The sequence below is a fragment of the Candidatus Sodalis pierantonius str. SOPE genome (assembly GCF_000517405.1).
Taxonomy (GTDB): domain Bacteria; phylum Pseudomonadota; class Gammaproteobacteria; order Enterobacterales; family Enterobacteriaceae; genus Sodalis_C; species Sodalis_C pierantonii.
Map to the genome: position 1 here is coordinate 4074183 of NZ_CP006568.1, position 24790 is coordinate 4098972.

Sequence of the window (24790 nt, forward strand, 5' to 3'; positions counted from 1 at the left end):
AATATGGTCAGAATTTTTCTCATCCAACCGCGGGAAATTTCCGCGCCGCTGCAGCAGGACGCTGCCGCGTTTGCCCGTTCCATCGCCGCACGCAGCCATGAGGGTATATTGAAGGACTGGGCCGATAATTACCTCGCCAGCCAGCAGTAACCGTCCAAATAACACGGCGGCGGGAGATAACAAGGCGGTGAAAATTCTTATTAGCCGAGAAAATGTGCGCCGGTTTACCCGGCGGTGAGCAAATGTGGTTAATATGAGCAAGGTTATCCCGTCCGCTGACACGATATTGTCGCGCGACCTTGTCTAAATCTAAGGCCGCGGCGCGGCCGTGATTCCGACCGCCGTCTTTCATTTATCTCCGCGGCTGCGATAATTATTAATCATGCATATAATTTTTCATCATAAAAATAAAAATGCTGTTGGGATCGCGCGGGCGGCTCGGCGCTAGTGCGGTTAACGCGTCGCCGCTCGACGGGAATAACGGGCGGCGGACGTCGCGTCCTTGCTTGATATCTATCTGGCTGAACGAAATGGATCATTCACGTGCTTAATCGATTTTTAAACCACATTCATTCCCGTCCTGAATTATTGATTCTGGTATTGGTGATTACAATCATTGCCATGCTCATAATTTCACTGCCGACCTATTTGGTGGATTTTCTTATCGGCCTGAACATTGTCATCGCCATGCTGGTATTCATGGGGGCGTTTTATATCGATCGCATTTTAAGCTTTTCGACGTTTCCCGCGGTGCTGTTAATAACGACTCTGTTCAGACTGGCGCTGACGATAAGCACCAGTCGGCTTATCCTGACCGACGCCGACGCTGGTGAAATTATTGCCACCTTCGGCCAGTTTGTCATCTGCGATAACCTGGTGGTGGGGTTTGTCATTTTTGCCATCGTGACCGTGGTTCAGTTCATCGTCATCACGAAAGGCTCTGAAGGTGTCGCCGAGGTGGCCGCGCGCTTTTGTCTGGACGGGATGCCCGGCAAGCAGATGAGTATTGACGCCGACCTGCGCGGCGGCGTGATCGACGCCGAAGGCGCACGCGAGCGGCGCAGCGTGCTGGAACGTGAAAGTCAGCTCTACGGCGCGTTCGGCGGCGCGATGAAGTTTATTAAGGGCGATGCGATCGCCAGCATTATCGTCGCCTTCGTCAACTTTATCGGCGGCATCGCGGTGGGCATGAACCAGCATCACATGGATCTGTCTCAGGCGTTGTCCACGTTTACTCTCTTGACCATCGGCGACGGGCTGGTCGGCCAGATTCCGACGCTACTGATCTCGATTAATGCAGGCCTCATCGTCACCCGGGTCAACGGCGATGGCGATAATCTGGGCCGCAATATCATGCAGCAATTGCTGGGAAACCCCTTCGTGCTGCTTGTCACCGCCGTGCTGGCGCTATCCATCGGTATGCTGCCCGGCTTTCCGCTGCCGGTGTTCGTTATGCTGGCGATGGCGCTCGGGACATTGCTGCTGATGCGCCAGCGGCAAACCCGCACCGTCCCGCTGCCCGCGCCCGCGGACTATGCCGGCGGCATGACGCTGCACGCCGGAAGAGGGGACGGCCAGCCGGCCGGCGGCTATCCGGATCGGATGATGCCCGAGGCGCTGGTGGTGATCCTACAGGTGTCGCGCGCCAATTACGCCCGGCTGGAAAAAGAGCAATTATGCGAACGACTGCGCGGCCAGTTCCTTATCGACTTTGGCGTCACGTTGCCGCCTTTGATGCTACGCCCCTGCGAACATACGGATGATCGGACGGTGGGGGTACTGCTTAATGAAATTCGCGCCGACACCTTCACCATCCACTTCGACATGTTGAGGCGCAGCATACCCGGCGACCGGCCCTGTCCGTCCGACGTGACATTGCATCAGGATCAGGAGGCGGTGTGGGCGTCGCCGAATGATCGGGAGAAGCTGCTTGCCGCGGGTTGCGTGCTGCGCCCGGCGGTGGATGAACTCTATCACTGCTTCGCGGTGATGCTGACTCACCACGTCAACGAATTTTTTGGCGTGCAGGAAACCAAGCACTTGCTGGATCAAATGGAAGGCCATGCGCCCGATCTGCTCAAGGAAGTGTTGCGCCACGCTACGGTGCAGCGCATCGCCGAGTTGCTGCAGCGGCTGCTGATGGAGCGCATTTCCATTCGTCATTTGAAGCTGATTATGGAGGCGATGGCCCTGTGGGCGCCGCGGGAAAAAGATGTGTCCGCGCTGGTGGAGCACGTACGCTGCGCGCTGGCGCGCTATATCTGCCACCAATTCGCCACCGATAACCTGCTGCGGGTGGTCATGCTGTCGCCGGAAGTGGAGGAAACCCTTCGCGCCAGCATCCATAGCACGTCGGCGGGCACTTTCCTGAATCTCAGTCCGCAGGTGTCGGAAGAATTAATGGCGTTATTTACCGCCGCCCTGGAAAACTTGCCCATCGTCCAGCGCGATATTGTGCTGCTGGCGGCGGCGGATATTCGACGTTTTATCAAATCACTTATTCAACATCGTTTTCGCGATTTGGAAGTGCTGTCATTCGATGAATTAACAGACAGCGTAACCGTAAATGTCATCAAAACAATTTAAACCAAAAGGAATACGACATGTACGTTGATATTGCGGCATTGGTACGCGAGGCGCTGCTGGACAACGGCTGCGATCCCAGTTTACTGGGTAATTTCGACAGTCATTCCACGATTGCGCTGGATTTTAATGACATTCCAAGTGTTTATATCAGCAGCAGCGATGACGATATCTGGCTGTGGTCGCGCATTGCGGAATATCAGGACACTATCCTTGAGCAATGTTCGTATAACTTATTAAAAGAGTTGCTTGAAGGCGCGGAGTATATTCGCGGGGGGCATTTTTCGCTGGCTGAAAATGAAAGCTACCTTGAGCTTAAGGCGCTGCTGTTGCCTTGGTGTCTGGAGAACAAACAAAATTTCGCCAGTGCATTAAGCGGCTTCTTCGAGCGTTTGGAACGTTTCACTAAGGCGTTACGCTAAATGGAGTGGCCGCTGAGAATGCTGCGACGACAGGCGCTTCCCCTGCGTCTGTCGGGGCCAATTATTGAGGCGGCGCTGCCGGAGGTGGTGGTAGGCGAGATTTGCGAGATCCGCCGTCATTGGCGCTCGCGCGAAGTGATCGCTCATGCGCAGGTGCTGGGGTTTCACCGCGAGCGGACGGTGCTCAGCCTTATCGGCGCCGCCCACGGCCTGTCGCGGGAGATGCTGATCCATCCCACCGGCGGCCCGCTGCGGGTGGCGGTAGGCGACACGCTGCTCGGCACCATCATCCTGCCCTCGGGCCGGCTGAGTGAGCGCCTGGTGCCGCCGCCGCCGCAGGCCGGCGCCGTTGAACTGCGCGCCATTGATGCGCCCGCGCCGGACTATCGTCAACGCGTGGGGGTGCGGCAACCCCTTATCACCGGCATCCGCGCGCTTGATGGGCTGCTGACCTGCGGCATCGGCCAACGCGTGGGAATTTTTTCCTCCGCCGGGTGCGGCAAAACCCTGCTAATGCATCAGCTGATTGCCCACGCCGACGCCGAGGTGTTCGTTATCGGCCTGGTGGGAGAGCGGGGTCGCGAGGTGACCGAATTCGCCGAGGCATTACGCCTCTCCCCCCGCCGACATCAATGCGTACTGGTGTATGCCACCTCCAATTACGCCTTCCTGGAGCGATGCAATGCCGCGCTGGTGGCGACGACGGTGGCGGAATACTTTCGCGATCAAGGCAAACGGGTGGTGCTGTTCCTGGATTCCTTGACTCGCTTTGCCCGCGCGCTGCGGGATGTGGCTCTGGCCACGGGCGAAGCGCCGGCCAGACGGGGCTACCCCGCTTCGGTGTTTGACGCGCTGCCGCGTCTTCTGGAGCGGCCGGGGAATACGCATACCGGCAGTATTACGGCATTTTACACGGTGCTGTTGGAAGGCGATGACGAGCCGGATCCCATCGCCGACGAAATCCGCTCGATTCTCGACGGCCATATTTACCTCAGCCGTAAACTGGCGGCGGCGAATCACTATCCGGCTATCGATATCCTACGCAGCGCCAGCCGCGTGGCGGGGCAGGTGACCGAATCCCGGCAACAGTCGCTGGCCGGCGTCATTCGTGGCCTGATGACCCGGCTGGAGGAGATGCAGACCTTGATCGATTTAGGGGAGTATCGCCCGGGGGATAACGCGGAAAATGACCGAGCGCAGGCCAAAAAACAGGCGCTATGGGACTTCCTTCGCCAAGACGCCGATCGGGCGGAGGATGTCGGCCAGACGCTGAGGCTAATGCATGCCCTTGATACGTGATATCGAACGACTCAGCGCGCGCTGCGAGCTGTGTTACCGCACGCTGACGGCGACGCTCGCGGCGCTGGTGCGGCAACGGGAAACGCTGGCCTCCCGGCTCAAGACGCTGGGGGAGCAGCAGTGGACCGTCGCGCGGCAAACGGCGCTTGTCCGGCCACAGGGGGTCGTCGATCGCAGCGCAATGATGTTGCATCAGCAGCGGTTGATGGCCCTGCGCGAAGAAAGCCGGCGGCTGGCGGATCGGCAGCGGCAGATGGAACAGGCGGTGCTAGCGCTGGATAAGCAGCAGCGTGAGGCGCTTGGCCAACGGCGCGCGTGGCAGAGGAAGCGGGAAAAGTACGATGGCTGGCTTGAACGGCAGCGGCACGCCAATCGGTTAATGCAATTGTACCGGCAGGAGACAGAAACAGAGGAGATGATGACATGGAACCGCTCGCAAGGATAAGGGACTGGCCGTCAGCCACGGCGGCATCCCCGGCCATTACGCCGCTGGCGGAGAGAGTTTCCGCCTCATCGCCAGAGAATGTGCATGCAGACTGGCGCGCCGCGCCTTCATCGTGCGGCGGCGGGGAGCGTCAGCAGGTCGCCGTCACGGAAGACCGCCTGCTGGAGGAGTGGTCATCTGCATGGGGGGAGCAGGCGTTTTCGTCGTGCTCTTCGTTGCAGGGGCAGTGGCGCAGGGCGGCCGTCACTCGGAGCCGGCAAAGGGCGGCGGCCCGGCGGTGAATGGCGCGCGGCGCTTCACGGGCCCGGTGCGGGCAAGTTGCGCGCACCGATCGCGCAGCCGGAGCCGCGAGCGTTGGCGGAAGCGCTTCATACGGCCCTGGTCAAAGAGATTGAGCAAAGCCAGTGGCTGGCGCTGCAGCGCGCCGCCGATCCGCTGCTGATGTCCACAGTACTGGCCGAGCGCCATGATGCACCCGGCGCCCGCTACCGGCAGAAACGGCGGGCGCCGCGCCAGCCGGAACCGCAGCCGTTGCCGTCCCCCGCGCCGCAGGAGATGACGGCGGCGACCGCGCAGTGGATCTATCGGTTCCGCGGCGATGAAGGGGATTTTGTGCGGATCCTGGCGGCGATGGATGAGGGGGGATATCGGCTGATCCCGTCCAGCCATCAGGTAAGGGATCGCCTGGCGGCGCATCTTCCGGGCGCGCCTGCGGGCGTTCGCCTGATGAATGTCCCGGCAGCGGCGTCGGCGCCGGGCCTGCCGGAGACGCCGACGTGAAGGCATTTCGGTTACGCAGGCTGACGCCAGCCGACGTCCGCTGGCGGCGGCTGCAGGCGGCATGGAACGCCCAGGGCATGCCCGCCCGTTTGCGCTCTCCTCCGGAGGGTGTCTATCTGTCCATCGGCGACGATCGCTGGCGGGGGATGATCGATCCGCGTCAGTGGCTGGCTTGGCACAGTCCGGAACTGGCGGCGCTGGCGCGCGAAGCCATCAGCGATCGCCAAATCCAGGCGTTGATAAAGGCCATGCCGCAGCCTTTGTCTTTCGCGCCGGCGGTATTGTCCGGCCAGGCTCTGGAGATCGGCCCGCTGATGCACTATCGCGCCGGCGCCGGCCCCTGTCTGTATCTGCCCGCGCAGGAGTGTCCGGTTTGGCTGACGCAATTCAACGCGCCGCTACCCCCTATCCACGCCGCCGGTTTGCCCTGTCTGTCCGGCGTTCCCCTGGTAGTGGAATGGGTGATTGGCAGCAGTCTTCTTCCGGCGGCGATGCGCAGCCAACTGGCGTCCGGCGATGTCCTGCTTATCTCGCGGCTGACTCGCCAAGTGAAATGCCAAGGACGTCCGATCGGTTTTTATTTACAACAGGAAGGAAAAATCAGCATGAAGGCCAATGATAACGATGAAGGCACGCTGGCCCCCGGCCATGTTTCTCTAACGCCCGATTTAGCTTTCGCCGCGGCCGATGCTGCCGCGAAGCCCGGTAATGCGCACGCCGCCGGTCAATCCCACAGCGCCTTCCGTATCGTAACGGCTGGCCACCCGTGGGAGTGCGGCAGTTATCCCGCGGCCTCATCCGGTCTACCGCAGACGCCGGCCGACTCTGGCGCCGCCGGCGTCCCGCATCCCGACGCCGGCGGCGAGGGGCCAGCCCCGGCGGGGCGAACACCGCTTAGCGATGAGGGGGAGGATCCGCTGGCCAATCTGCCGCTGACGCTGGAATTTATTTTGCAGCGCCGTTATCTGTCGTTGGGGGAAATACAGCAGTTTCGTCAGGGAAAGGTACTGGAGCTGGATCCGGAGGGGGAAAAACATATCGAGATACGCGCCAATGGGCATCTGCTGGCGCTCGGCGAATTGGTACAGCTCGAAGGTCGCCTGGGCGTGGCGTTAATGGAGTTGTCGCTGAATAACCGCTATGACCGCTAATTTCGGCTTGCCCAACGAGATGAGCCTTATCGGGATCCTGGCGCTGGCGACGCTGTTGCCCTTTATCATCGCCTCCGGCACTTGTTATATCAAGTTTTCCATCGTCTTCGTTATGGTGCGCAACGCGCTGGGTTTGCAGCAGGTCCCCTCCAACCTCACCCTGAACGGCATCGCGCTGATGCTGGCGATGTTTATTATGGGGCCTATCGCCGGCGATGCTTACCATGCCTACCAGGCGCAGCCGGTAACACTGAGCAGCGCCGCCTCGGTACTGGAATTTTTGGAAAACAGCATGGAGTCGTACCGGCATTATCTACAGAAATACGCCGATCCGCATCTGACGGCGTTCTTCGACCGGGCGCACGGCGGCGCGCACAACGCCGAGGCGCCAGACCATACCCCCTCGATGCTGGCGCTATTGCCCGCTTATGCGCTGAGTGAAATCAAGGACTCTTTCCGAATCGGCTTTTATCTGTACTCGCCGTTTGTGGTACTTGACGGCTGGACGTTGCTGTCGCAGGGGCTGGTGCTGCAATATCTCGATATGGGCGCCGGCACGGATATTGCAGGAGGCCCAGGATGAATAATTTGTTGTTTGCCGGTAACAAAGCCTTGTATCTGGTGCTTATTATGGCGGCGGGGCCGATCATTGTGGCAACGCTTGTGGGATTGCTGGTGGGGCTGTGCCAAACCGTGTTGCAATTGCAAGAACAAACGCTGCAGTTCGGCATCAAACTGTTGAGCGTCACCCTGTGCCTTTTTTTGCTATCCGGCTGGTATGGCGAAACGCTGTTGCAGTTTGGCCATGAAGTGATAAGGGTGGCGTTAAGCCGCGCCTGACTGATGATCTCGCCTCTGTGGTCTTCCCTGTATGAATGGCTCGTTGCCCTGGCGGTGGTGTCGGCACGCATTACGCCGGCGTTTTTCCTGTTGCCGTTTTTCAGCGGCAACATTGTTAGCATTACCGTCCGCACGCCGGTCATTTTTTTCGTCGGCGCTGCCCTGTGGCCTTACTCCTTCGACGCCATGGCCTCCCTTGAGGGCGCGCACATGCTGGAAATCGTGTTGCGCGAGGCGGCGATCGGCCTTCTGCTGGCAATATTATTGGCGCTGCCGTTTTGGGTTATGCATGGTCTGGGGGCGCTAATTGACTATCAGCGCGGCGCATTGCTCAGCAGCGCCTATGATCCCATCAGCGGCGTCGATACTTCGGAACTGGCCAATTTATTTAATCTCTTTTTTGCCGCGGTGTTTTTGCAGGGGGGCGGTTTGACGCTGCTGCTCGAGGTATTTGTCGGCAGTTATCAACTGTGCGATCCACTACAGCCCTGCCTGCCGCCGCTTGGCAAAATGACCACCCTGCTAGAGACGATGACGCCGCGTATCCTGGTGCTTTCAAGCCCCGTATTGGCGGCGCTGTTGCTTATTGAGATTTTGCTGGGCCTGCTTTCCCGCTTTGCGCCGCAGATGAATGCCTTCGCCATCGCATTAACGCTCAAGAGCGGCGTGACCTTCCTCATTATTTTGATTTACTTCGCGCCGCTGCTGCCGGACATGTTTCGTCAATATTGGCTGACGCCCCCCCAGCTGGAAGCCTGGCTGAGCGACGACCCATCGAGGGAGAGGGGCAATGAGCAATAAAACCGAAAAGCCGACGCCTAAGCGCCTGCGCGACGCCGCGAAAAAAGGGCAAACGTTTAAATCCCGCGATGCCATCATCGCCTGCACGATGCTTTGCGGCGTCGCTTGGCTAACCTCCTTTACCTCGCTGGAGAGCCTAATGGATTTTTATCGCCAACTGGTGGCCGGCAATTTTTCGTTATCTCTGAGCGCCTACCGCAACGCGCTAGTGCTTCTCGCCCTGCTGCTGCCGCTGCCGGTCATTGCGATAGGGATTGCGGCGTCGGCGCTGCCGTTGCTGCTGCAAACCGGCTTTCTGCTGGCGACCCGGGCGTTCAAGCTCAATTTCCAGGTCCTCAATCCCGCCCGCGGGATTAAGAAAATATTTAGTCTGCGTACCGCGAAAGACGGCGTAAAAGCGATGCTCTATCTGGGGGGGTTCGCCATGGCGCTGGTGATCATCTGGCGCAGTCAGCGGAAATTACTCTTTGCGCAGCTGTTTGCCAATCCGCCGGACATCGTGACCATCTGGCGACAATTGCTTATGTCGCTGGTACTTACCTGCTTATTGTGTATCGTCTGCGTAATGATCCTTGACGCTATTGCCGACTACTTTTTGCACCTGCGCGATCTGAAAATGGATAAGCAGGAGATTAAGAGGGAAATGAAAGAGCAGGAAGGAGACCCGGAGATAAAACATCGCCGCCGCGAAGCCCACATGGAGATCTTATCTGAACAGACCCAATCCGATATAAAAGGATCGCAATTGATTATTGCCAATCCCACTCATCTTGCTGTGGGTATTTATCATAATCCAGAACTGACCCCTGTGCCATTTATCTCGGTGCTGGAGCGTAATCAACGGGCGCTGGCCGTGCGCGCATATGCGAAAAAGGTCGGCGTGCCGGTGATTGAAGATGTGAAATTGGCCCGACGGATTTACCATACCCATCACCTCTATTCTTTTGTCAAGATTAACGAGCTTGACGAGGTGCTCAGGTTATTAAGCTGGTTACAAGATGTAGAAAATGCCGGGCATTATGATTATGCAAGGCTTTGTTGAATAAATCGAACTTTTAGGTGACTGGCGGCTCTGATCACTACATTCGTTTCAACATCAGGTCCCCATGGCAAAGCAAAAGTTTAAAATTACCAACTGGCCCGCATATAACAATGCGCTCAGGCAGCGGGGGGACCTGACAGTATGGCTTGATGAGTCAGCCATTGCTGCATGGACTGAGAGTACACCACCTGAACATCGTGGCCGGCCGCTTCACTACACCGATATGGCCATTACCACGGTTCTGATGATAAAGCGCGTGTTTAACCTTTCGCTCCGGGCGTTACAGGGTTTCGTTGACTCGATTTTTAAACTGATGGGGCTGTCGCTGCGCTGCCCAGATTACTCTCTGGTCAGCCGGCGAGCAAAAACCGTCGACATCAGCATAAAAACGCCAACCCGCGGCGAAATCTCACACCTGGTCATCGATGGCACCGGCCTGAAAGTCTTCGGCGAAGGCGAATGGAAAGTCAGGCAGCATGGGGCTGAGAGGCGCAGAGTATGGCGCAAGCTTCATCTGGCAGTAGATAGCGTGACACATGAAATTATCTGTGCCGATTTATCGCTAAGCGGTACGACAGATGCGCAGGCGCTGCCCGGGCTGATTAACCAAACCCACCGGAAAATCAGGGAAGCGTCGGCTGACAGTGCTTACGATACGCGTTACTGTCATGATGCTCTGCTGAGGAAAAAAATAAAGCCTCTTATCCCACCGCGAAGTGGTGCGCAATATTGGCCAGCTCGATACCATGAGCGTAACCATGCGGTGGCAAATCAGCATCTGAGCGGCAATAACGATACCTGGAAAAAGAAAGTAGGTTATCACCGGCGTTCACTGGCTGAAACGGCCATGTTCCGGTTTAAAACACTTCTGGGTGGTCATCTGAGTCTGCATGACTATGACGCGCAGGTAGGTGAGGCTATGGCAATGGTCAAAGCGCTTAACCGGATCACGCTGTTAGGAATGCCAAACAGCGTCCGCATCATGTAACAATCGCTCTGATAGGGAGGAAGTCGTCACAAATTTCGGATTTATTCAACACAGCGATTATGCAAAAGAGAATTGATGAATAGATTTTCTTTTGCATAATAACTAAGTGTGTCATTTAACCCCTATTTTACTCTGATAATTTATCTTATTTGATATGGCTATTTTCAGGAGATAAACATGATCGCTGATAATTATATTCGGAAAAAAAATATTGCTGAAGCATTATGGAAGGTGGTAAACAGCGGCGCCGGAGAAAGGGCCATGCGCGATCTACCTGAAGGTTGGCTGACGGATCTTGCAGGCGGTGACGATAATGACGATCTTCATCAGCAGCTGGAAAATGCCGCGGCTTTTTTCCGTTTTCTGTGCATTTATGACTGCCATAACCCGGATTATTATATTGGCCTCGGGGCAGTCTATCAGTTACAAAAGCAGTATCAAAAGGCGGCGGATATTTATGCGGTAGCGTTTTCTATGGCGAAACAGGATTACCGACCGGTTTTCTACAGCGGCCAGTGTCAGGCGCTGATGCATAAAAAAGCCAAAGCGAAGCGCTATTTTCAATTGGTCATTGATCATTGCCAGCAAAACGAGTTGACCCGCTGGGCGCGCCAGAGCCTCGACGAACTGAGTCAATCAGCGGGTCAGGAACAGCATAATGCCGGTCTGGACGACTGTCCCTGATGGATGGACCTGTGCCGTTCCCGCGTGAAGAACGCGGGGCGCATCTTGCGCGTGCCTCGTTTGGGCAATAACTTACGATGTTGCGCTGGGGAATAGACGATGCCTCGGGTGGGTGACAATAAGTCCGCTATAGCGCGATGTTATTGTCAGGTCAAAACCCGATATTGGAACTTGGCGCGCAAGACTTTCAACCACCGCGAGGCTTTGTTGAATAAATCGAACTTTTAGGTGACTGGCGGCTCTGATCACTACATTCGTTTCAACATCAGGTCCCCATGGCAAAGCAAAAGTTTAAAATTACCAACTGGCCCGCATATAACAATGCGCTCAGGCAGCGGGGGGACCTGACAGTATGGCTTGATGAGTCAGCCATTGCTGCATGGACTGAGAGTACACCACCTGAACATCGTGGCCGGCCGCTTCACTACACCGATATGGCCATTACCACGGTTCTGATGATAAAGCGCGTGTTTAACCTTTCGCTCCGGGCGTTACAGGGTTTCGTTGACTCGATTTTTAAACTGATGGGGCTGTCGCTGCGCTGCCCAGATTACTCTCTGGTCAGCCGGCGAGCAAAAACCGTCGACATCAGCATAAAAACGCCAACCCGCGGCGAAATCTCACACCTGGTCATCGATGGCACCGGCCTGAAAGTCTTCGGCGAAGGCGAATGGAAAGTCAGGCAGCATGGGGCTGAGAGGCGCAGAGTATGGCGCAAGCTTCATCTGGCAGTAGATAGCGTGACACATGAAATTATCTGTGCCGATTTATCGCTAAGCGGTACGACAGATGCGCAGGCGCTGCCCGGGCTGATTAACCAAACCCACCGGAAAATCAGGGAAGCGTCGGCTGACAGTGCTTACGATACGCGTTACTGTCATGATGCTCTGCTGAGGAAAAAAATAAAGCCTCTTATCCCACCGCGAAGTGGTGCGCAATATTGGCCAGCTCGATACCATGAGCGTAACCATGCGGTGGCAAATCAGCATCTGAGCGGCAATAACGATACCTGGAAAAAGAAAGTAGGTTATCACCGGCGTTCACTGGCTGAAACGGCCATGTTCCGGTTTAAAACACTTCTGGGTGGTCATCTGAGTCTGCATGACTATGACGCGCAGGTAGGTGAGGCTATGGCAATGGTCAAAGCGCTTAACCGGATCACGCTGTTAGGAATGCCAAACAGCGTCCGCATCATGTAACAATCGCTCTGATAGGGAGGAAGTCGTCACAAATTTCGGATTTATTCAACACAGCGCCACCGCGATGCTTCATTGTGGCAATAGCAAGAGCCTTGAGGGGAAATAATAAATTGCCCCGGTGAAAGCTCGTCACTTTAAGCGTATTACGACGGCGATGATGAGAATTTATTTCCCCAGGCGGCAATAATTCCTCGCGCACAATAATAATTCATCATATTTCCATCATGAAGTTTCGCCAATGAACAGGTTATACATATTATTAAGTACCTCGCAGGTTACGGTGTTGATAGATATTATGGATGATGAATAAAGAAAACGAACTTGGGTTGCTGTGCCGGGACGGTCTCGTATTACGCTTGCTGAACGGTTCGCTTAAAGGATGCGAATATTTCCTTAGCGAACCCATAACGTTATTTGTTGCCGGTGGCGAGGGGCAGACCGACTCACGTCATGCGCCGCCTTCCCTGCCGCCGGAGACCATTTTCATTCCGCGTCATCAGGGCGGCGTCAACTTTGAAATTGTCATTGATACTGCCGCGCCGCACAAAAGCGTGCTGCGCGTTTTAAACGATGACGGTACCCGCGAAACACCCCTGGTCGCTAATCGGGTGTTGACCGCCGGCCCGCAGGCGCTGGCGGTCAAAGCGGCGGCGGCGTGGGATGCGGCGATTCTGGACTATTGCGAGACGCCAACGCCGGTCGCGATGGCGCCGCAGGGGCGTACTGGCTCTGATGTCGCTGATAGCCCTGCTTGGCGCGGGTTATCTGCTGCGGTACTACCATCGTTACGGGTCATGAGGATGCCGCGACCTTGGACAGGCATTTTGCCGGTGACAACGGTAAGTTCCATCTTTTGCCCGGCAAGGACGGGAGCCTGTATATGCTGGCCGACAGTGAGCGGGATGCCTCCTGGGGCCGCCAGTCGTTGGTGCGCCACACCCCTGCCGCCGCGGTGAAGGTGGTGAAGGTGTTGAGCCGTAACGACGAGCGCAGGCGGGTGCATGCCTGGCTGGAACGGTACTATCCCTGGCTGGGTTTCCATCGCATCCACATCGACGATCCGTCCGCGCCGGAGCTGATTCTCAGCCGACAGCGGGCCGTGCTCTCCCCGGCGGAGCAGGATCGATTGAGCGAGGCGCTATTGGAAATGTTGCCTTATGCGCGGCAGATCTCGTTCGGTCAGCTGGACGACGACGCTGTGGTGCGCGACGTCGAAAACGGCTTGAGACAGCTGGCGGTCGGTTATCAGCGTGTCGATCATCCCAACAGCGTCACCTTCGTGATAAACGGTGCGCTGGAGGACGGCGAGCGCCAGCGAATCCGCCGCTATGTGGAAACCTTCCAGCAGCGGTGGAGCAGCAACTATGGTGCAGTTCGCCGTCGACCTTAAGGACGACCCGCTGGCGGGAAAATCTTTTTCCTACGGCCAGCAGAATTTTGTCAAACCCAACGCCGGCCACTGGCATTTCACCCCGTCGTCATCACAACAGATAAGGAGATAAAACGTGAACGGTATCGGTAGCCTAAGCCCGAGTGAACAGAGCAGGTACGCTGGCAATCCCAGCCAAGCCGTAAATCACATTGAGTCGATATACGATAGGGCTGCTAATGCGGTAAATCAACAGGATAATATTGATCCCCTGGCGGCATACATGGCGCAGAAAAATGACGCGAATCTTAAAAACGGCTTTCTCAGCCTGACGACCCGATTGAAGATGTTCAGCGATATCGTCTCGGAAATCATTCGCAACTCGCGCTAACGGCAAGGCGGGAAACTTGCCTCACTCTCAAAGGAAACGAGATTATGCACGCAAGCATCAGCCCCCTTTAGCGGGGCAACCCTCTCCAGCACTCATCGACCGTTTCCGTCGCGCGGGAGGGGATCTGCAGCTTGGAGGAGAAATTACTGCACACCCTTGTCGCCGGCGTGGCCGAGAACCACCACGACAAGCTCGCGCTATTGCGGCCCCCGCCCCCGCTAAGCCAGCGGCATGACGCGCTGACGGACATGGTGCGGCAGCAAGTCAACGGCATGAAATACACCATGCGCACCTCGCTGATAGCGGCACTGGTCAATAAAGCCACCCAGGCGGTAAAGACCGTGCTAGGCACATGAGCAGCGCCAGCCGCCTGGCCTGCGGCGCCATGCTGAGCGCCTGTAAAGATGAGGCGTTGCTTAAAAGCCTCGATCAGGTACAGGCTAACGAGGTCATTGCCACGCTGCAACGCAACAATATCTCCGCTGAAAAGAGAGACCACGGCAAAAGTGGTTACAGCATTACCATTCGCAAAGTGGATTTGCCGGCGGCCGTGGATCTGTTGAAAACTTACCAGTTACCTTCGCCGCCCCGCATGGAAATCGCGCGGATGTTTCCCGGCGACTCACTGGTTTCTTCGCCGCGCGCCGAAAAGGCAAGGTTGTATTCGGCTATCGAACAGCGCCTGGAGCAATCATTGCAGGTGCTTGAGGGGGTCGTGAATGCGCGCGTTCACGTCAGCTACGATATCGACGCCGGCGAGAACGGCAGGACGCCCCGACCGGTACACCTTTCCGCGCTTGTGAGCTATGAGCCGGAAAGCGATCCGTCGCTCTTGATAGGCGATATAGGCGATGTGAAACGTTTCTTGAAAAACAGCTTCGCCGAGGTGGCCTACGAGCATATTTCAGTCGTCCTCTCCCGCCGGCCGGTGCCGCAGCATCTACCGCCGGTGCGTCAGTCGCCCACCGCGGCGGCATCGCTTAACGGCTGGCGACTGGGGGGCGTTGGCGCCGGTCTGGCCTTGCTGCTGTCGGCCGGATTATGGTGGCGAAAAAAGCGGGCTGCGGCCATGCGCGCGAGATGAGCGATGAGTGTCGTGCCCCTTGATAGCATTATGTACGATCCCCTGACGTGGATCCATCCGGCCCGCTTTGCGCTGCCTGCCAGGCTGGACGGCATCGCGCAGCGCTCGATACTTAACGGTATGCTGATAAGCCTGTACGGGCTCAGTCTTGAGCGTCCGGCGCTGCCCGCGCACTCTTTGCCGCGCCAGTTCGTCGAGGCGTGGCATTTGCTGCCCCAAACGGCGCTGCTGATGGCCTGCCAGCGTCATCGGGCCTCGCTCGCCAGAGGCGGGTGCGGTGCCGGTTTTCCCGATTGGTTGCGACAGTTCGCCGCGCTACCGCTGATGGCATCCCGATCATCGCCCACGGAGAGCCTGCCCAGCCCGGCACGGCTGTTAGCGTGGGGGCGATATGAATTGCTGGCGTTTGCGGACGGTTTGCCTCGCGGCCTGCGCCAGCGCTTGGATCTGCTGTTCCCGCCGGAGGAGGGCCGGGATGATTCATATGGATTGTCCCGACCGTCCCCCTGTCGACTATTACTCAAACTTGCCTTTCAACATGCCAAGAGACATCCCGCTACGCCGGATGCCGCCGGTTTACGGCGGTATATTGATCAAACGTGAACACCTCCAGCGCCAGCGTTGCGCGATGGATTTAATCAAACAGACCCGCCGCGAGACGGTGAAATGCCTTAAACAGGCCGCCGAAGAGGCGGAGCGCTTGCGAAGCCAGGCCATAAGCGAAGGATACCAGCAGGGAGTGTTGGCCGCGGCGGACGCGGTGGCCGACTATCTTGCCGAGCGGCAGGGTCTGCGTCTGTCGCTGCAGCGCGAGGTTGAGGACCACACCCGCGCGCTGCTTACGGCGGCGTTGTCCCATGCTGATTTGCTGCTGGTGCTGCTGGAAGAGTGGCTGGCGCAACAGCCCGAGCCGTCGATTCCGGCGCCGCTGGAGCTGTGGGTGCCAGCGGTTCGCCGCGCCGCCGCGCTACGGCTCAAGCGCCAGATAGGCGCGCTGTGGCGCGGCAAATATGACATCATCGCCCACGACGGCGGGAGTTTTATCATGAAACATGGCGATCAGGTCGCGGAATTCGATGCCGAGGCGTTTATCGACGCGGCAACGCGGCAGATGGCCTCTTGCCCTGACTATGGCACAAAAGCCCGCCGGCTCAGTGAACAAGGGCTGCAAGCGCTGTCGGATCGGCTGATGCGGCATTTCGCCGGCGAACATGCCCTGCCGATACGTGAACCTTAGCGCGCATCGTCAGTCTGTCGTCAGAGCGGCAGTGATTAGTGAAGGCATAAAGGCATAATGGGAGCAATGATGACTGAATCTCAACCTCAACGCGGAGGGGATCGCCGCCTTGGCGTCGCCATCGCGCTGGCGGCGACGCTGGCGTTAAGCGGCTATGCTTGGGGGCCCGCCGACGACAACCCCGCGCGCGCCTGGTTGGCAAGCGTGGCCGATCCCGGCTGCACGGCTGGCGGCGCCGTAACCAACCGGCAGACGCCGCCGATGCTCTATCGCGCGCTGGCGAGCTGCGTTCGCGCGCAGCATTATCAGGACGGCGTGCTGCTGTTTGCTCGCGCGGGCAGCTACAGCTGGTATGACGCGCTGCGGGTGGATAGCGATGAAGCGCGGGAGGCGCATAGCCTGCTGCTGGCGGAAACCCTGAAGAGCGTCGATAAGCGCCGGCGGCAGGCCTTTTGGATGGTGGCGAAAGCGACCCTTGCGGATAAACAGGGGCATCAGGCCATCTGCCAGCGCATTCAGGCGATCGGTAAACCGGCCTATCTGCCTGACTATCTGTCATCGTTCGCCACCGCCGGCGCCCTTACCCGGCCGCTGGACGATGAGGCGATGTGGAAGACCGCGATCGCGGGCTATATGCATTGCCCCACCGACGTGCTGGTCATCCGCTAATCGGCGCCCACCCGGCTATTTCTTCATCATGACCTTCAGATTGGCAAAGGGGTTGTGGGTCGCCATCCCCACGTCCCGCTGCGCATCCTCGCCCGCGACCACCGTCGAGCCGTACAGACTTGCCTCAGTGTATTTTTCATGCTCATGGTCGTGGCAATACAGGCACAACATATCCCAATTGCTGCCGTCCTCGGGATTGTTGCCGTGGTCGTGATCGGTATGATGCACCGTCAGCTCGCGCAAGTTGGAATAGGTAAACTCGCGGCTGCAACGGCCACAAACCCAGGGAAACAGCTTCAACGCTTTTTCACGATAGCCGTTTTCCAGTCGGGCATAATTTTTTGGAATATAAGCCATAAATGACACGCTCTCCGCGCGGTAGAAAACCCCTTGAGAGTGTAGCTTAAATCCCGCCGCTATCGCTATAGCCACCTGGCGGCGACGGGACGCCGCCGGGATTTTCCCCGCCGGCGATATAGATGTTTAAGTAACGTTTATCGCTGCGGCACTATGGTAGGAAAAAATTAATTTACCGAAGTACATGAAAAGAGATCAAATTCTTCTGCTTGGCTGGTGTGTCGGCTATGCCATGCTATGGACGGGTGTCACCTTCCTGCTAGATCCCACCGTTCCTTATGATGCTATCGAGGCGCTGAATTGGGCGATGAATGCGGAATGGGGATCGCCCAAAAATCCCTGGCTGGTGGGCCTGGTCATGCGGCCGGCGCTGTGGCTGTCGGCACCCTGGTTGAGCTTTTACTGGTATGCGACGCATTTTTTGGCGGTTGCGCTGGGCATGTTTGGCGTTTGGCAACTTGCCTGGCGCCTAAGCGGCGACAGACGCCTGGCCTGGCTGGCGCTCAACCTCAGCGGCGTCATCAATTTCGATATCATTTCCTTTAACGATAATTATCTGTTAGTCATGCTCTGGCCTTGGCTGTGGGTGTTTTTCCTACGGGCCGCCTTCGATCGCCCCGGTTGGTGGCTGGCGTTCGCCGTGACGGGGGGGGGCTGGCGTGCATGGCGAAATATTCCAGCCTCTCGTTCATGTTCTCGGCCTGGATGTTGACGCTGCTAATACCGGCCATCCGCCGGTGTTATCGCCAACCGGCGTTTTATCTGGCCGTTCTGGTATGGCTTATTATTGTGGCACCAAACGGATGGTGGTTGTGGCAAAACGACTTTGCCGCCTTTAAATGGGTGGATTCGCAGGTCACGCCCGGTGTGACGCTGTACGGGCTACGCTCGGCAGCGACGGTGTTTTATCCGTTGGCGGTGCTTGCCGCCGTGCTCATCGTGCTGCGGGCCCGTCTGGGCTGGCCACCCACCCCGCAGGGCCGGGCGGCTCTGGGGATGATGGTGATCCCGCTGGCGCCTATCCTGGTGTGGTTCACCTTCACGACGGCGGCCGTATCACCGAATGGCTACAGCCTTACATGATGCCCGCCACGGCGCTGATGATGGCCTGCGTGATGCAACCGCCTAACCGGCCGCTGGCGGGCACGCTGAAAAAACTGTTGCTGTGGGCGCCGGTGGTGCTGGCGGGCTACAGCGCGGTGATGCTGTTAAACCTGCGAGGTGCCGGCGAAAAATTAGCCGGCATCAAGCCCTTTAGCCAGCAGGTAAACGAACGCTGGCAGCGGCAGTATCACCAGCCGGTGCGCTTTGTCGGGGGCGATTATTTATCCCAGTGGCTGACGTTCTACACTGATGACCGTCCGGCGGTGATTACCCCCTGGTCCGTGTATCGGCGGCCGAATATCTACACCCGCTCGTTGCGTCAGGATAGGTTGTTGCACGATGGCGTACTGCTGCTGGGGCCGCGCGGGCAGAACTGCGGCGAAGCGGATTTCAACGATATACTGGCGCCCTGGCCGGCATTATCCATCGGTTATCGCGAGGAGATGACTTTTGTGCCCCATCCCAGCGCCGTTCCGATTTGTCTGGCGTTTGTGCCGCCGATGACGCCGGAATGATCTCGCTACACTTCAACTCACCGCGGGGAAGAAATGCTGTGACTACCGCGATTCGCCGCACGGGTTAGACGCTCTGGCCGCCGTATACCGGCGCCTTGTTCCAGCTTTTCGCTAGCGCTGGCAATACACCACCGCAGGCAGCTTTCGCCCGCTTCGCCGAATACGCTGCCTGGCGCCAGCTCGACGCCGGCCTCGGCCACCAGCGCTTTACAAAATGTTAAGCTGTCGTTTAGGCCGTGTACGCGGAAAAAGAGATACATGGCGCCCTGGGGCAGCGGTACTTCGACATCCGCCAGCGAGCCGAACCGCTGATATAGATAGTCGCGGGAAGCCTGAAAGCGGGTCACCGTCTTCTGGCGTAACGCCTCTCCCTGGTTTACCGCGACCAGGCCGGCTTTTTGCACGAAACCGGGGGCGCAACTGCTGTTATATTCAATCAGTTTGCCCAATTCATGCATCAGCGCCGGCGGCGCGACCACCCAACCCAGCCGCCAGCCGGTCATCAGCCAACTTTTGGAAAAACTATTGATGACCACCAGCCTGTCGTTAGGATCGGCAATATCGAGGAATGACGGCGCGCAGCGATCGGGGGGTCCGTCATACACAATGCGGCTATAGACCTCATCGGAAACGATCCAGATACCGTGCCGCCGGCAGTGCGCCAATATCTGCGCCTGTTGAGCCGCCGGCATCACCCAGCCGCTGGGGTTGTTGAGGGAATTGATCACCAGCGCCCGGTAATCGGGCGTCAAGGCGTGCAATAACGTTTCCGGTGAGAGATGCCAACGGGCGATGCCCTGCTCGTCCGGCCGCAGCTCAAGCGCGACCTCCTCCACCTGCGCGCCGAGAATGCGCGGGATCTCCACCAGGTTCGGCCATACCGGCGTCACCACCACCACCCGATCCCCAGGGCTATACAGCGCTTGGGCGGTCAGCATCAGCGCGGATACTCCGGAAGAGGTCACAACGATCCGCTCCGCACTCACCGGCTGGTGCAGCCGCGAAAGGGAGTGTGCCAGCGCCTCACGCAAAGCCGGCTCGTCGAACCAGAACGGCAAAATATCGTCGCGGCCGATGCCGGCGTTGGCGACGTCGCGAATAGCGGAGAAGCGCAAATCGCGCACCGCTTCCCGCGCCAAGGCCGGGTGTCCGGCATGTAAAGGAAACTCTGACATAGTAACGACAGCCTTTTATTAGACAAGGGGATCCGCTGCGCCCGCCATCCGTTACGCCGCCTGCGGCAAGCGGCCCGGTACGGATGACTGCGTATCAGCCACCAACTCCCATCAGAGTAACCGATACTTAATTGCCAACAATAGCGATAATTGCTGTCGCAGCGAGGGCGCCTACCGATAATGCCTCTCACGGCTAACGACCGTAGCGCTTTCGGGAAAATCTTTGGTAGCAACGGCTGTTGCACGTTGTCGCGCTAGGGGACTGAACGCGATCGGGAGAATTGGCACCGGAATTGCATGCTTATTTGCCTCACGTCTCTCAAGGAGTTAAGCATGGCCGCCGAACAGTACGACAGTCTGTTGCCCATCAAGCGCTCGCCGCCTTTCCTTGGCTGACGCCACGGCGCGTGAGTCTGTTTTGTCGCTCCGAAAACGCCACATTGCGCGTCATTGATCAGTATAATCAAGGCTATGCGCTGCGCATCCATCGGCCGAATTACCATTCATTAGCGGATATCCGAAGTGAACTCTGCTGGCTGCAAGCGCTACAGGCCGCCGGCATTGCGGTGTCAAAGGCCAGGCTGCAACAGGACGGCCTGCCCGTGGTTTCCCTGCGCGCCGCTAACGGGCAGACTCGCTATGCGGTGCTATTGACTGGATTGAAGGCACGGTATTGCAAAGCGATGTCGACAGCGTGCGCAAAATCGATTTCGTGGTGCTGGGCGAAATTACCGCGCGCTTGCACCAGCAAAGCCGGCAATGGATGCTGCCGGCCGAATTTAGCCGCCTAACCTGGGATCATGATTCGATGGTCGGGGCGAAAGGGCTCTGGGGACACTGGCGGTCGGTGCCCGCCTGCGACCCTGTACACGATTCTGTGTAAATGCCTTTTCTCAGAAGTGACCGTCCAGGCGGTCACCGAACTCGATAATAAAGCGGCTCATTGCCATGCGCCAGTCCCTCAAAGGCATTGTCCATTTCTGTGAGGCCGCCTGTATCGCCAGCCACACCACCTTTTTCACTGCGTCGTCGGTCGGGAACACCTTGCGCTTTTTGATGGCATGCCGGATCACGCTGTTTAACGACTCGATGGCGTTGGTCGTGTAGATCACCTTGCGGATGTCCCAGGCACTGGAGAACGCTTCCAGCGCCTGCAAGCCGGCTTCTTCCGTAGGGGCCTGATAGATAGCTTTCAGGTCGCGGGTGACGGCCTTGAAGTCCTTCCAGGAGACGAACCGCAGGCTGTTGCGCACCATATGTACGATACACAGCTGGAGCCGCGCCTCCGGATACACCGCGTTAATAGCGTCAGGGAAACCTTTCAGCCCGTCTACGCAGGCGATAAGGATATCGTTCAGGCCGTGTTTTTTCAGCTCTGTCAGCACGTTCAGCCAGAACTTTGCGCTTTCATTTTCGGCCAGCCACATACCTAGCAACTCTTTCTGGCCTTCGATGTTGATGCCCAGCGCCAGGAACACAGATTTGTTGATGATGCGGCTGTCCTGCCGGACTTTTAGAACGATACAATCAAGATAAACAATGGGATAGACTGCATCCAGAGGCCGGTTTTGCCATTCGACAACCTGCTCCATGACCGCATCGGTGACCTTTGAGACCAGCGCCGGCGAGACATCGGCGTCATACAGCTCTTTGAACGCGGCGGCGATCTCGCGGGTGGTCATCCCTTTGGCGTACAACGATAAAATCTGGTTATCCATCCCGCTAATCCGGGTCTGGTTCTTCTTCACCAGTTGCGGTTCAAAGGAACCGTCACGATCGCGCGGAGTACGCAGCGCCAGCGGGCCATCGCCAGTGGTAACGGTTTTTGTGGAATAGCCGTTGCGGGCGTTGGTCCCCGGTTTAGGCTGATTTTTATCGTAGCCGAGGTGATGGGTCATTTCGGCATTGAGAGCTGCTTCGACGCTGATTTTTTTCAGCAGCCGATCGAAGTGACTGAGATCTTCAGGGGTTTTGAGATTTTTGGCCAGTTCGTTAGCCAGAGCCTGCAACTGTTTTTCGTCCATAAATTAACCTGTTTTTGATGTTGGATTGAACATATCAAAATCAGGCAAATACACAAATTTCTAAACAGGCTCCGGCCTGCAGATTCCGACGTATCCGATCAGCTGTTCCGGCGACATCCGATCAGTTATTCCGATATTTTCCGATCACCCATTCCAGTGATATTCGTTCACGTGTTCGCTCATCTTCTGACTCGAGTTTAGTCTATTTTTCCTGTGCTGGCTACTCCTTGCTCTTTGCGTAGTGATTCGCCTTTAAGTTCCAGTCTATAGCTGGGGTGTACTAACCGATCGAGTAACGCGTCAGCTGTAGTGGGGTTTTCTATCAGTCCATACCATTTTTTCACCGGCAGTTGACTGATCAGGATGCTGCTGCTTTTGTCGTAGCGATCTTCCATCACCTCCAACAGCATCGTTGCCTGCATCGGACTTATTGATTCTAGGCCCACGTCGTCCAAGATCAGTAACTCTATTTTTTCTAACTGCTTAAGCTGTTTTAGATAGGTCCCGTCTACCTGACACTGGTGAAGATGGGCCAGCAACCGACCCACTCGCCAGTAACGCACGCTATATTGCTGCCGGCATGCCTGCTCACCAAGCGCACAACTGAGCCAGGTTTTGCCCGTACCTGTTGGCCCCGTGATGAGTATGCTTTTCTGATATTTCAGATATTGTCCCCCTAGCAGATCTCGCATCTGTTCCGGTGTCACTCCTCGGCTAGGGATATAGCGGATATCTTCCGGTTTTGCCTGCAAGCGCATTTGCGATTGCCGTCGCATACGGCATATGTTATTGTTTTTTCTATGTAAATTTTCCGCTTCTACCATCAGCGACAACCGCTCCTCGAACCCCAGCTCCCCATAACTCCCCGGGAGTTCGCGTTGCGTCTCCAACGCCTGGACCATTGCCGACAACTTCAGCTCTCGCAGAGCCATTAACAGTGTATCCATATTTATTCTCCTTAGTGATAACTGTCCGGACCTCGGAGGTTTTCGTGAACCAGCATTGATACGCCGGCTCCGTCCTGGGTGACCTCACTTTCACGACCGTGTTTCAATACGTTGGCTATGAAAGAGCGGTTAATGCACCCTTTTTCCAACGCCAGCGCGCAGGCCTTCTCCAGTCGCGTCGTCTCATAGCGCCGTTGCAGATTGAGTAGCCCCAGCACGGAGCGGTAAGCCCGCTTTTACTCTTTTGGATGGACGCGACCACTTTCAGTGTGCACACACCCACCGACAGCGCCCAACTGCACAACCTTTCCGGCGTCCACTGACTCTGCCCCTTATGGTTAGCCGGCATGTGCGCCGCCTGAGTCGTGTGCCTATAGGCGTTATCGCTGCGAGTGTGCGTAGCCACGCAGACGCCCTTATGGTGGATTTGCACCAGCCGTTGGGTGGCGATGACGTCAACGCGCTCGCCAACCAGCGGATGCGGCACCGAGTACCAGTTTTTGCCGTAGTCTATGTGGTAATCAGGTCCCACTCGGGCAACGAGATACTCACTGTATTCCCATTGTGTGGGCGGTAGAGGCCCAAGAGCCGGTTTGTCCAGCTGCTCGAAGCGTTCAAGGCGACTTTGTCCGCCGTAATGACGCATCGGACGCAAATTCAACTCATGATTGAGTTCTCGTATCACCTGGTTGAGTTCGGCCAGCGAGTAGAACCTACGTTTACGCAACCGGGCCAAAACCCAGCGTTCTACCAGCTGCACAGTTGATTCTGCCTTCGCCTTGTCTTTCGGTTTTCTCGGGCGCGCCGGTAGCACCACTGTCTCATAGTGATTTGCCAGCGCCTGGTAGCTCTGGTTTATGACCGGCTCATAGCGGTCAGGGGTGCTGACAGCGCTGCGCAGATTATCAGGTATCATCAGCTCCGGAACCCCACCCATGAAGTGCAGGCAGCAGCTATTGGCGTTGAGCCACGATGCCATGTCCTGGCCTTCGCAGGCTTCGATATACGCATAGCCTGACACGCCCATGGCAGCGACGAAGATAGCGACCTGGCGTACGCTACCGGTCGCAGGGTTGACGATAGGTACGGTGGGGCCACAGAAGTCTATGAAGAGCTTTTCGCCAGCCTTGTGCTCCATGCGCATGGAACGCCTCTGCTTCTTTTTCCAGTCACGGAACAGTGCACAAAACTGTGAGTAACCGAGGGCATCACCGCCCACGGCGGACTGATATTCCATCCAGAGCAGCTGCTTGGTCATGCCCTTGCGGCTTAACTCGGTATCGATATCAAGCCAGCTGGGTAAGGTATTGATAACTTTTCCGGATTTGCCGGGATAGAGCAGGCGGTCGAGGTCGACGGGGGACAGTTCCGCCGGCAATGGCCAGACCAGGTTAGCTACCGTGAATCGGCCGAGGATATCGTGCACGGTAGTACAGCCTATGCCGAGCGCTGCTGCGATAGTGCGATTCGAGCGACGCTGCTCGAATTTCATACGTAAGACATTAATATAGTTGCACATTTCCGTTCTCGCTTTCTTCTTTTTACGTGCCATGCCATGCCCCCGGAAGCTAAAAGTCTCCAGAGTATGGCGGAACAGAAGATGAGCGATCGGACAGAATCGGAATCGCTGATCGGGCGACCGGAATCAGTGATCGGATGAAATCAGAATTAGTGATCGGGTGAA

The 24790-nt window shown here is 57.2% G+C and carries 27 protein-coding genes and 3 pseudogenes; 25 read left to right on the top strand and 5 right to left on the bottom strand.

The features are described 5' to 3' along the window. Window positions 1-3 precede the first annotated feature (3 nt). The 23 genes and pseudogenes from SOPEG_RS28445 to SOPEG_RS20250 all read left to right on the top strand — a co-directional run bounded on the left by SOPEG_RS28445 (window position 4) and on the right by SOPEG_RS20250 (window position 16984). On the top strand, window positions 4-150 hold the full coding sequence (locus tag SOPEG_RS28445) for a hypothetical protein (RefSeq protein WP_158382490.1): 147 nt from the start codon (window positions 4-6) through the stop codon (window positions 148-150). Between the two features lie 393 nt (window positions 151-543). Continuing rightward, window positions 544-2586 carry an EscV/YscV/HrcV family type III secretion system export apparatus protein gene (locus SOPEG_RS20160; protein WP_025246679.1) on the top strand — a complete coding sequence of 681 codons (2043 nt, stop codon included), beginning with the start codon at window positions 544-546 and terminating at the stop codon, window positions 2584-2586. 17 nt (window positions 2587-2603) lie between these two features. Next, window positions 2604-3005, top strand: coding sequence for an SPI-1 type III secretion system chaperone SpaK (gene spaK / locus SOPEG_RS20165; RefSeq protein WP_025246680.1), 402 nt, complete (start codon window positions 2604-2606; stop codon window positions 3003-3005). Then, complete coding sequence (gene sctN, locus SOPEG_RS20170) at window positions 3006-4304, top strand: type III secretion system ATPase SctN (protein WP_025246681.1); 1299 nt, start codon at window positions 3006-3008, stop codon at window positions 4302-4304. Continuing rightward, window positions 4294-4749 (top strand): hypothetical protein, encoded by a 456-nt coding sequence (locus SOPEG_RS20175; RefSeq protein WP_158382492.1) that lies wholly within the window; start codon window positions 4294-4296, stop codon window positions 4747-4749. The genes sctN and SOPEG_RS20175 overlap by 11 nt, the downstream gene beginning before the upstream one ends. A 354-nt stretch (window positions 4750-5103) precedes the next feature. Continuing rightward, window positions 5104-5529, top strand: coding sequence for a hypothetical protein (locus SOPEG_RS20180; protein ID WP_148297150.1), 426 nt, complete (start codon window positions 5104-5106; stop codon window positions 5527-5529). Further along, complete coding sequence (locus SOPEG_RS28940) at window positions 5526-6680, top strand: FliM/FliN family flagellar motor switch protein (protein WP_051419945.1); 1155 nt, start codon at window positions 5526-5528, stop codon at window positions 6678-6680. The genes SOPEG_RS20180 and SOPEG_RS28940 overlap by 4 nt, the downstream gene beginning before the upstream one ends. Window positions 6681-6687: 7 nt before the next feature. Further along, the gene (locus tag SOPEG_RS20190) at window positions 6688-7263 is read left to right on the top strand and encodes an EscR/YscR/HrcR family type III secretion system export apparatus protein (RefSeq protein ID WP_025246685.1); all 576 of its coding nucleotides are present in this window, start codon (window positions 6688-6690) and stop codon (window positions 7261-7263) included. Further along, window positions 7260-7520, top strand: coding sequence for an EscS/YscS/HrcS family type III secretion system export apparatus protein (locus SOPEG_RS20195; protein ID WP_025246686.1), 261 nt, complete (start codon window positions 7260-7262; stop codon window positions 7518-7520). The genes SOPEG_RS20190 and SOPEG_RS20195 overlap by 4 nt, the downstream gene beginning before the upstream one ends. A gap of 3 nt (window positions 7521-7523) precedes the next feature. Continuing rightward, the gene (gene sctT, locus SOPEG_RS20200; RefSeq protein WP_025246687.1) at window positions 7524-8321 is read left to right on the top strand and encodes a type III secretion system export apparatus subunit SctT; all 798 of its coding nucleotides are present in this window, start codon (window positions 7524-7526) and stop codon (window positions 8319-8321) included. After that, window positions 8311-9363, top strand: coding sequence for an EscU/YscU/HrcU family type III secretion system export apparatus switch protein (locus SOPEG_RS20205; RefSeq protein ID WP_025246688.1), 1053 nt, complete (start codon window positions 8311-8313; stop codon window positions 9361-9363). The genes sctT and SOPEG_RS20205 overlap by 11 nt, the downstream gene beginning before the upstream one ends. A 64-nt stretch (window positions 9364-9427) precedes the next feature. Continuing rightward, the gene (locus SOPEG_RS20210) at window positions 9428-10351 is read left to right on the top strand and encodes an IS5-like element ISSoEn1 family transposase (RefSeq protein WP_025243865.1); all 924 of its coding nucleotides are present in this window, start codon (window positions 9428-9430) and stop codon (window positions 10349-10351) included. A gap of 177 nt (window positions 10352-10528) precedes the next feature. Then, window positions 10529-11035, top strand: a complete 507-nt coding sequence (locus tag SOPEG_RS20215; protein ID WP_025246689.1) for a tetratricopeptide repeat protein — start codon at window positions 10529-10531, stop codon at window positions 11033-11035. A gap of 275 nt (window positions 11036-11310) precedes the next feature. Further along, complete coding sequence (locus SOPEG_RS20220) at window positions 11311-12234, top strand: IS5-like element ISSoEn1 family transposase (protein WP_025243865.1); 924 nt, start codon at window positions 11311-11313, stop codon at window positions 12232-12234. Window positions 12235-12536: 302 nt separating this feature from the next. Next, window positions 12537-12941: pseudogene (locus SOPEG_RS31040) on the top strand (PrgH/EprH family type III secretion apparatus protein); the annotation flags it as partial. 44 nt (window positions 12942-12985) lie between these two features. Next, entirely contained in the window at window positions 12986-13624 is a 639-nt protein-coding gene (locus tag SOPEG_RS30085; protein ID WP_081743078.1) for a PrgH/EprH family type III secretion apparatus protein, read from the top strand. Then, window positions 13599-13736 carry a PrgH/EprH family type III secretion apparatus protein gene (locus SOPEG_RS31045; RefSeq protein ID WP_158382494.1) on the top strand — a complete coding sequence of 46 codons (138 nt, stop codon included), beginning with the start codon at window positions 13599-13601 and terminating at the stop codon, window positions 13734-13736. Before SOPEG_RS30085 ends, SOPEG_RS31045 begins: the two co-directional genes overlap by 26 nt. Before the next feature lie 3 nt (window positions 13737-13739). After that, window positions 13740-13994 (top strand): hypothetical protein, encoded by a 255-nt coding sequence (locus tag SOPEG_RS28020; protein ID WP_025420828.1) that lies wholly within the window; start codon window positions 13740-13742, stop codon window positions 13992-13994. A gap of 131 nt (window positions 13995-14125) precedes the next feature. Continuing rightward, window positions 14126-14350: a hypothetical protein gene (locus tag SOPEG_RS20230; RefSeq protein ID WP_025246692.1), complete on the top strand. Its 225-nt coding sequence runs from the start codon at window positions 14126-14128 to the stop codon at window positions 14348-14350. Then, a complete protein-coding gene (locus tag SOPEG_RS20235) occupies window positions 14347-15078 on the top strand; it encodes an EscJ/YscJ/HrcJ family type III secretion inner membrane ring protein (protein ID WP_025246693.1) in 732 nt (243 codons plus the stop codon). The genes SOPEG_RS20230 and SOPEG_RS20235 overlap by 4 nt, the downstream gene beginning before the upstream one ends. A 30-nt stretch (window positions 15079-15108) precedes the next feature. After that, a complete protein-coding gene (locus SOPEG_RS20240) occupies window positions 15109-15681 on the top strand; it encodes a type III secretion apparatus protein OrgA/MxiK (RefSeq protein WP_158382497.1) in 573 nt (190 codons plus the stop codon). Next, window positions 15644-16315, top strand: a complete 672-nt coding sequence (locus tag SOPEG_RS20245; RefSeq protein WP_038469141.1) for a hypothetical protein — start codon at window positions 15644-15646, stop codon at window positions 16313-16315. Before SOPEG_RS20240 ends, SOPEG_RS20245 begins: the two co-directional genes overlap by 38 nt. 66 nt (window positions 16316-16381) lie before the next feature. Further along, complete coding sequence (locus SOPEG_RS20250; protein ID WP_025246696.1) at window positions 16382-16984, top strand: hypothetical protein; 603 nt, start codon at window positions 16382-16384, stop codon at window positions 16982-16984. Window positions 16985-16999: 15 nt separating this feature from the next. On the opposite strand, the gene yajD is transcribed toward SOPEG_RS20250, so the two are convergent. Beyond that, entirely contained in the window at window positions 17000-17341 is a 342-nt protein-coding gene (gene yajD, locus SOPEG_RS20255) for an HNH nuclease YajD (protein WP_025246697.1), read from the bottom strand. Window positions 17342-17525: 184 nt separating this feature from the next. Here yajD and SOPEG_RS20260 point away from each other — a divergent pair. Beyond that, window positions 17526-18960, top strand: a pseudogene (locus SOPEG_RS20260) (glycosyltransferase family 39 protein). Window positions 18961-18977: 17 nt separating this feature from the next. Here the strand turns inward: SOPEG_RS20260 and SOPEG_RS20265 are convergent. Then, complete coding sequence (locus SOPEG_RS20265) at window positions 18978-20135, bottom strand: pyridoxal phosphate-dependent aminotransferase (RefSeq protein ID WP_025246698.1); 1158 nt, start codon at window positions 20133-20135, stop codon at window positions 18978-18980. 673 nt (window positions 20136-20808) lie between these two features. Here SOPEG_RS20265 and SOPEG_RS23510 point away from each other — a divergent pair. After that, complete coding sequence (locus SOPEG_RS23510) at window positions 20809-21018, top strand: hypothetical protein (protein ID WP_025246699.1); 210 nt, start codon at window positions 20809-20811, stop codon at window positions 21016-21018. A 10-nt stretch (window positions 21019-21028) separates the two neighbouring features. On the opposite strand, the gene SOPEG_RS20275 is transcribed toward SOPEG_RS23510, so the two are convergent. The 3 genes and pseudogenes from SOPEG_RS20275 to istA form a co-directional block, all read right to left on the bottom strand. Further along, window positions 21029-22159: an IS256 family transposase gene (locus tag SOPEG_RS20275; protein ID WP_025246700.1), complete on the bottom strand. Its 1131-nt coding sequence runs from the start codon at window positions 22157-22159 to the stop codon at window positions 21029-21031. A gap of 197 nt (window positions 22160-22356) precedes the next feature. Continuing rightward, window positions 22357-23106: an IS21-like element ISSoEn3 family helper ATPase IstB gene (gene istB, locus SOPEG_RS20280; protein ID WP_025246701.1), complete on the bottom strand. Its 750-nt coding sequence runs from the start codon at window positions 23104-23106 to the stop codon at window positions 22357-22359. Between the two features lie 11 nt (window positions 23107-23117). Further along, window positions 23118-24658, bottom strand: a pseudogene (gene istA, locus SOPEG_RS20285) (IS21 family transposase). Window positions 24659-24790 lie beyond the last annotated feature (132 nt).

Excerpts from the sequence above, each read along its gene's own strand:
- SOPEG_RS28445 (WP_158382490.1), top strand. The coding sequence starts at position 4 with ATGGTCAGAATTTTTCTCATCCAACCGCGGGAAATTTCCGCGCCGCTG.
- spaK (WP_025246680.1), top strand. The coding sequence starts at position 2,604 with ATGTACGTTGATATTGCGGCATTGGTACGCGAGGCGCTGCTGGACAAC.
- sctN (WP_025246681.1), top strand. The coding sequence starts at position 3,006 with ATGGAGTGGCCGCTGAGAATGCTGCGACGACAGGCGCTTCCCCTGCGT.
- SOPEG_RS20195 (WP_025246686.1), top strand. The coding sequence starts at position 7,260 with ATGAATAATTTGTTGTTTGCCGGTAACAAAGCCTTGTATCTGGTGCTT.
- sctT (WP_025246687.1), top strand. The coding sequence starts at position 7,524 with ATGATCTCGCCTCTGTGGTCTTCCCTGTATGAATGGCTCGTTGCCCTG.
- SOPEG_RS20205 (WP_025246688.1), top strand. The coding sequence starts at position 8,311 with ATGAGCAATAAAACCGAAAAGCCGACGCCTAAGCGCCTGCGCGACGCC.
- SOPEG_RS20210 (WP_025243865.1), top strand. The coding sequence starts at position 9,428 with ATGGCAAAGCAAAAGTTTAAAATTACCAACTGGCCCGCATATAACAAT.
- SOPEG_RS20215 (WP_025246689.1), top strand. The coding sequence starts at position 10,529 with ATGATCGCTGATAATTATATTCGGAAAAAAAATATTGCTGAAGCATTA.
- SOPEG_RS20220 (WP_025243865.1), top strand. The coding sequence starts at position 11,311 with ATGGCAAAGCAAAAGTTTAAAATTACCAACTGGCCCGCATATAACAAT.
- SOPEG_RS31045 (WP_158382494.1), top strand. The coding sequence starts at position 13,599 with ATGGTGCAGTTCGCCGTCGACCTTAAGGACGACCCGCTGGCGGGAAAA.
- SOPEG_RS20235 (WP_025246693.1), top strand. The coding sequence starts at position 14,347 with ATGAGCAGCGCCAGCCGCCTGGCCTGCGGCGCCATGCTGAGCGCCTGT.
- SOPEG_RS20240 (WP_158382497.1), top strand. The coding sequence starts at position 15,109 with ATGTACGATCCCCTGACGTGGATCCATCCGGCCCGCTTTGCGCTGCCT.
- SOPEG_RS20245 (WP_038469141.1), top strand. The coding sequence starts at position 15,644 with ATGCCGCCGGTTTACGGCGGTATATTGATCAAACGTGAACACCTCCAG.
- SOPEG_RS20250 (WP_025246696.1), top strand. The coding sequence starts at position 16,382 with ATGATGACTGAATCTCAACCTCAACGCGGAGGGGATCGCCGCCTTGGC.
- yajD (WP_025246697.1), bottom strand. The coding sequence starts at position 17,341 with ATGGCTTATATTCCAAAAAATTATGCCCGACTGGAAAACGGCTATCGT.
- SOPEG_RS20265 (WP_025246698.1), bottom strand. The coding sequence starts at position 20,135 with ATGTCAGAGTTTCCTTTACATGCCGGACACCCGGCCTTGGCGCGGGAA.
- SOPEG_RS20275 (WP_025246700.1), bottom strand. The coding sequence starts at position 22,159 with ATGGACGAAAAACAGTTGCAGGCTCTGGCTAACGAACTGGCCAAAAAT.
- istB (WP_025246701.1), bottom strand. The coding sequence starts at position 23,106 with ATGGATACACTGTTAATGGCTCTGCGAGAGCTGAAGTTGTCGGCAATG.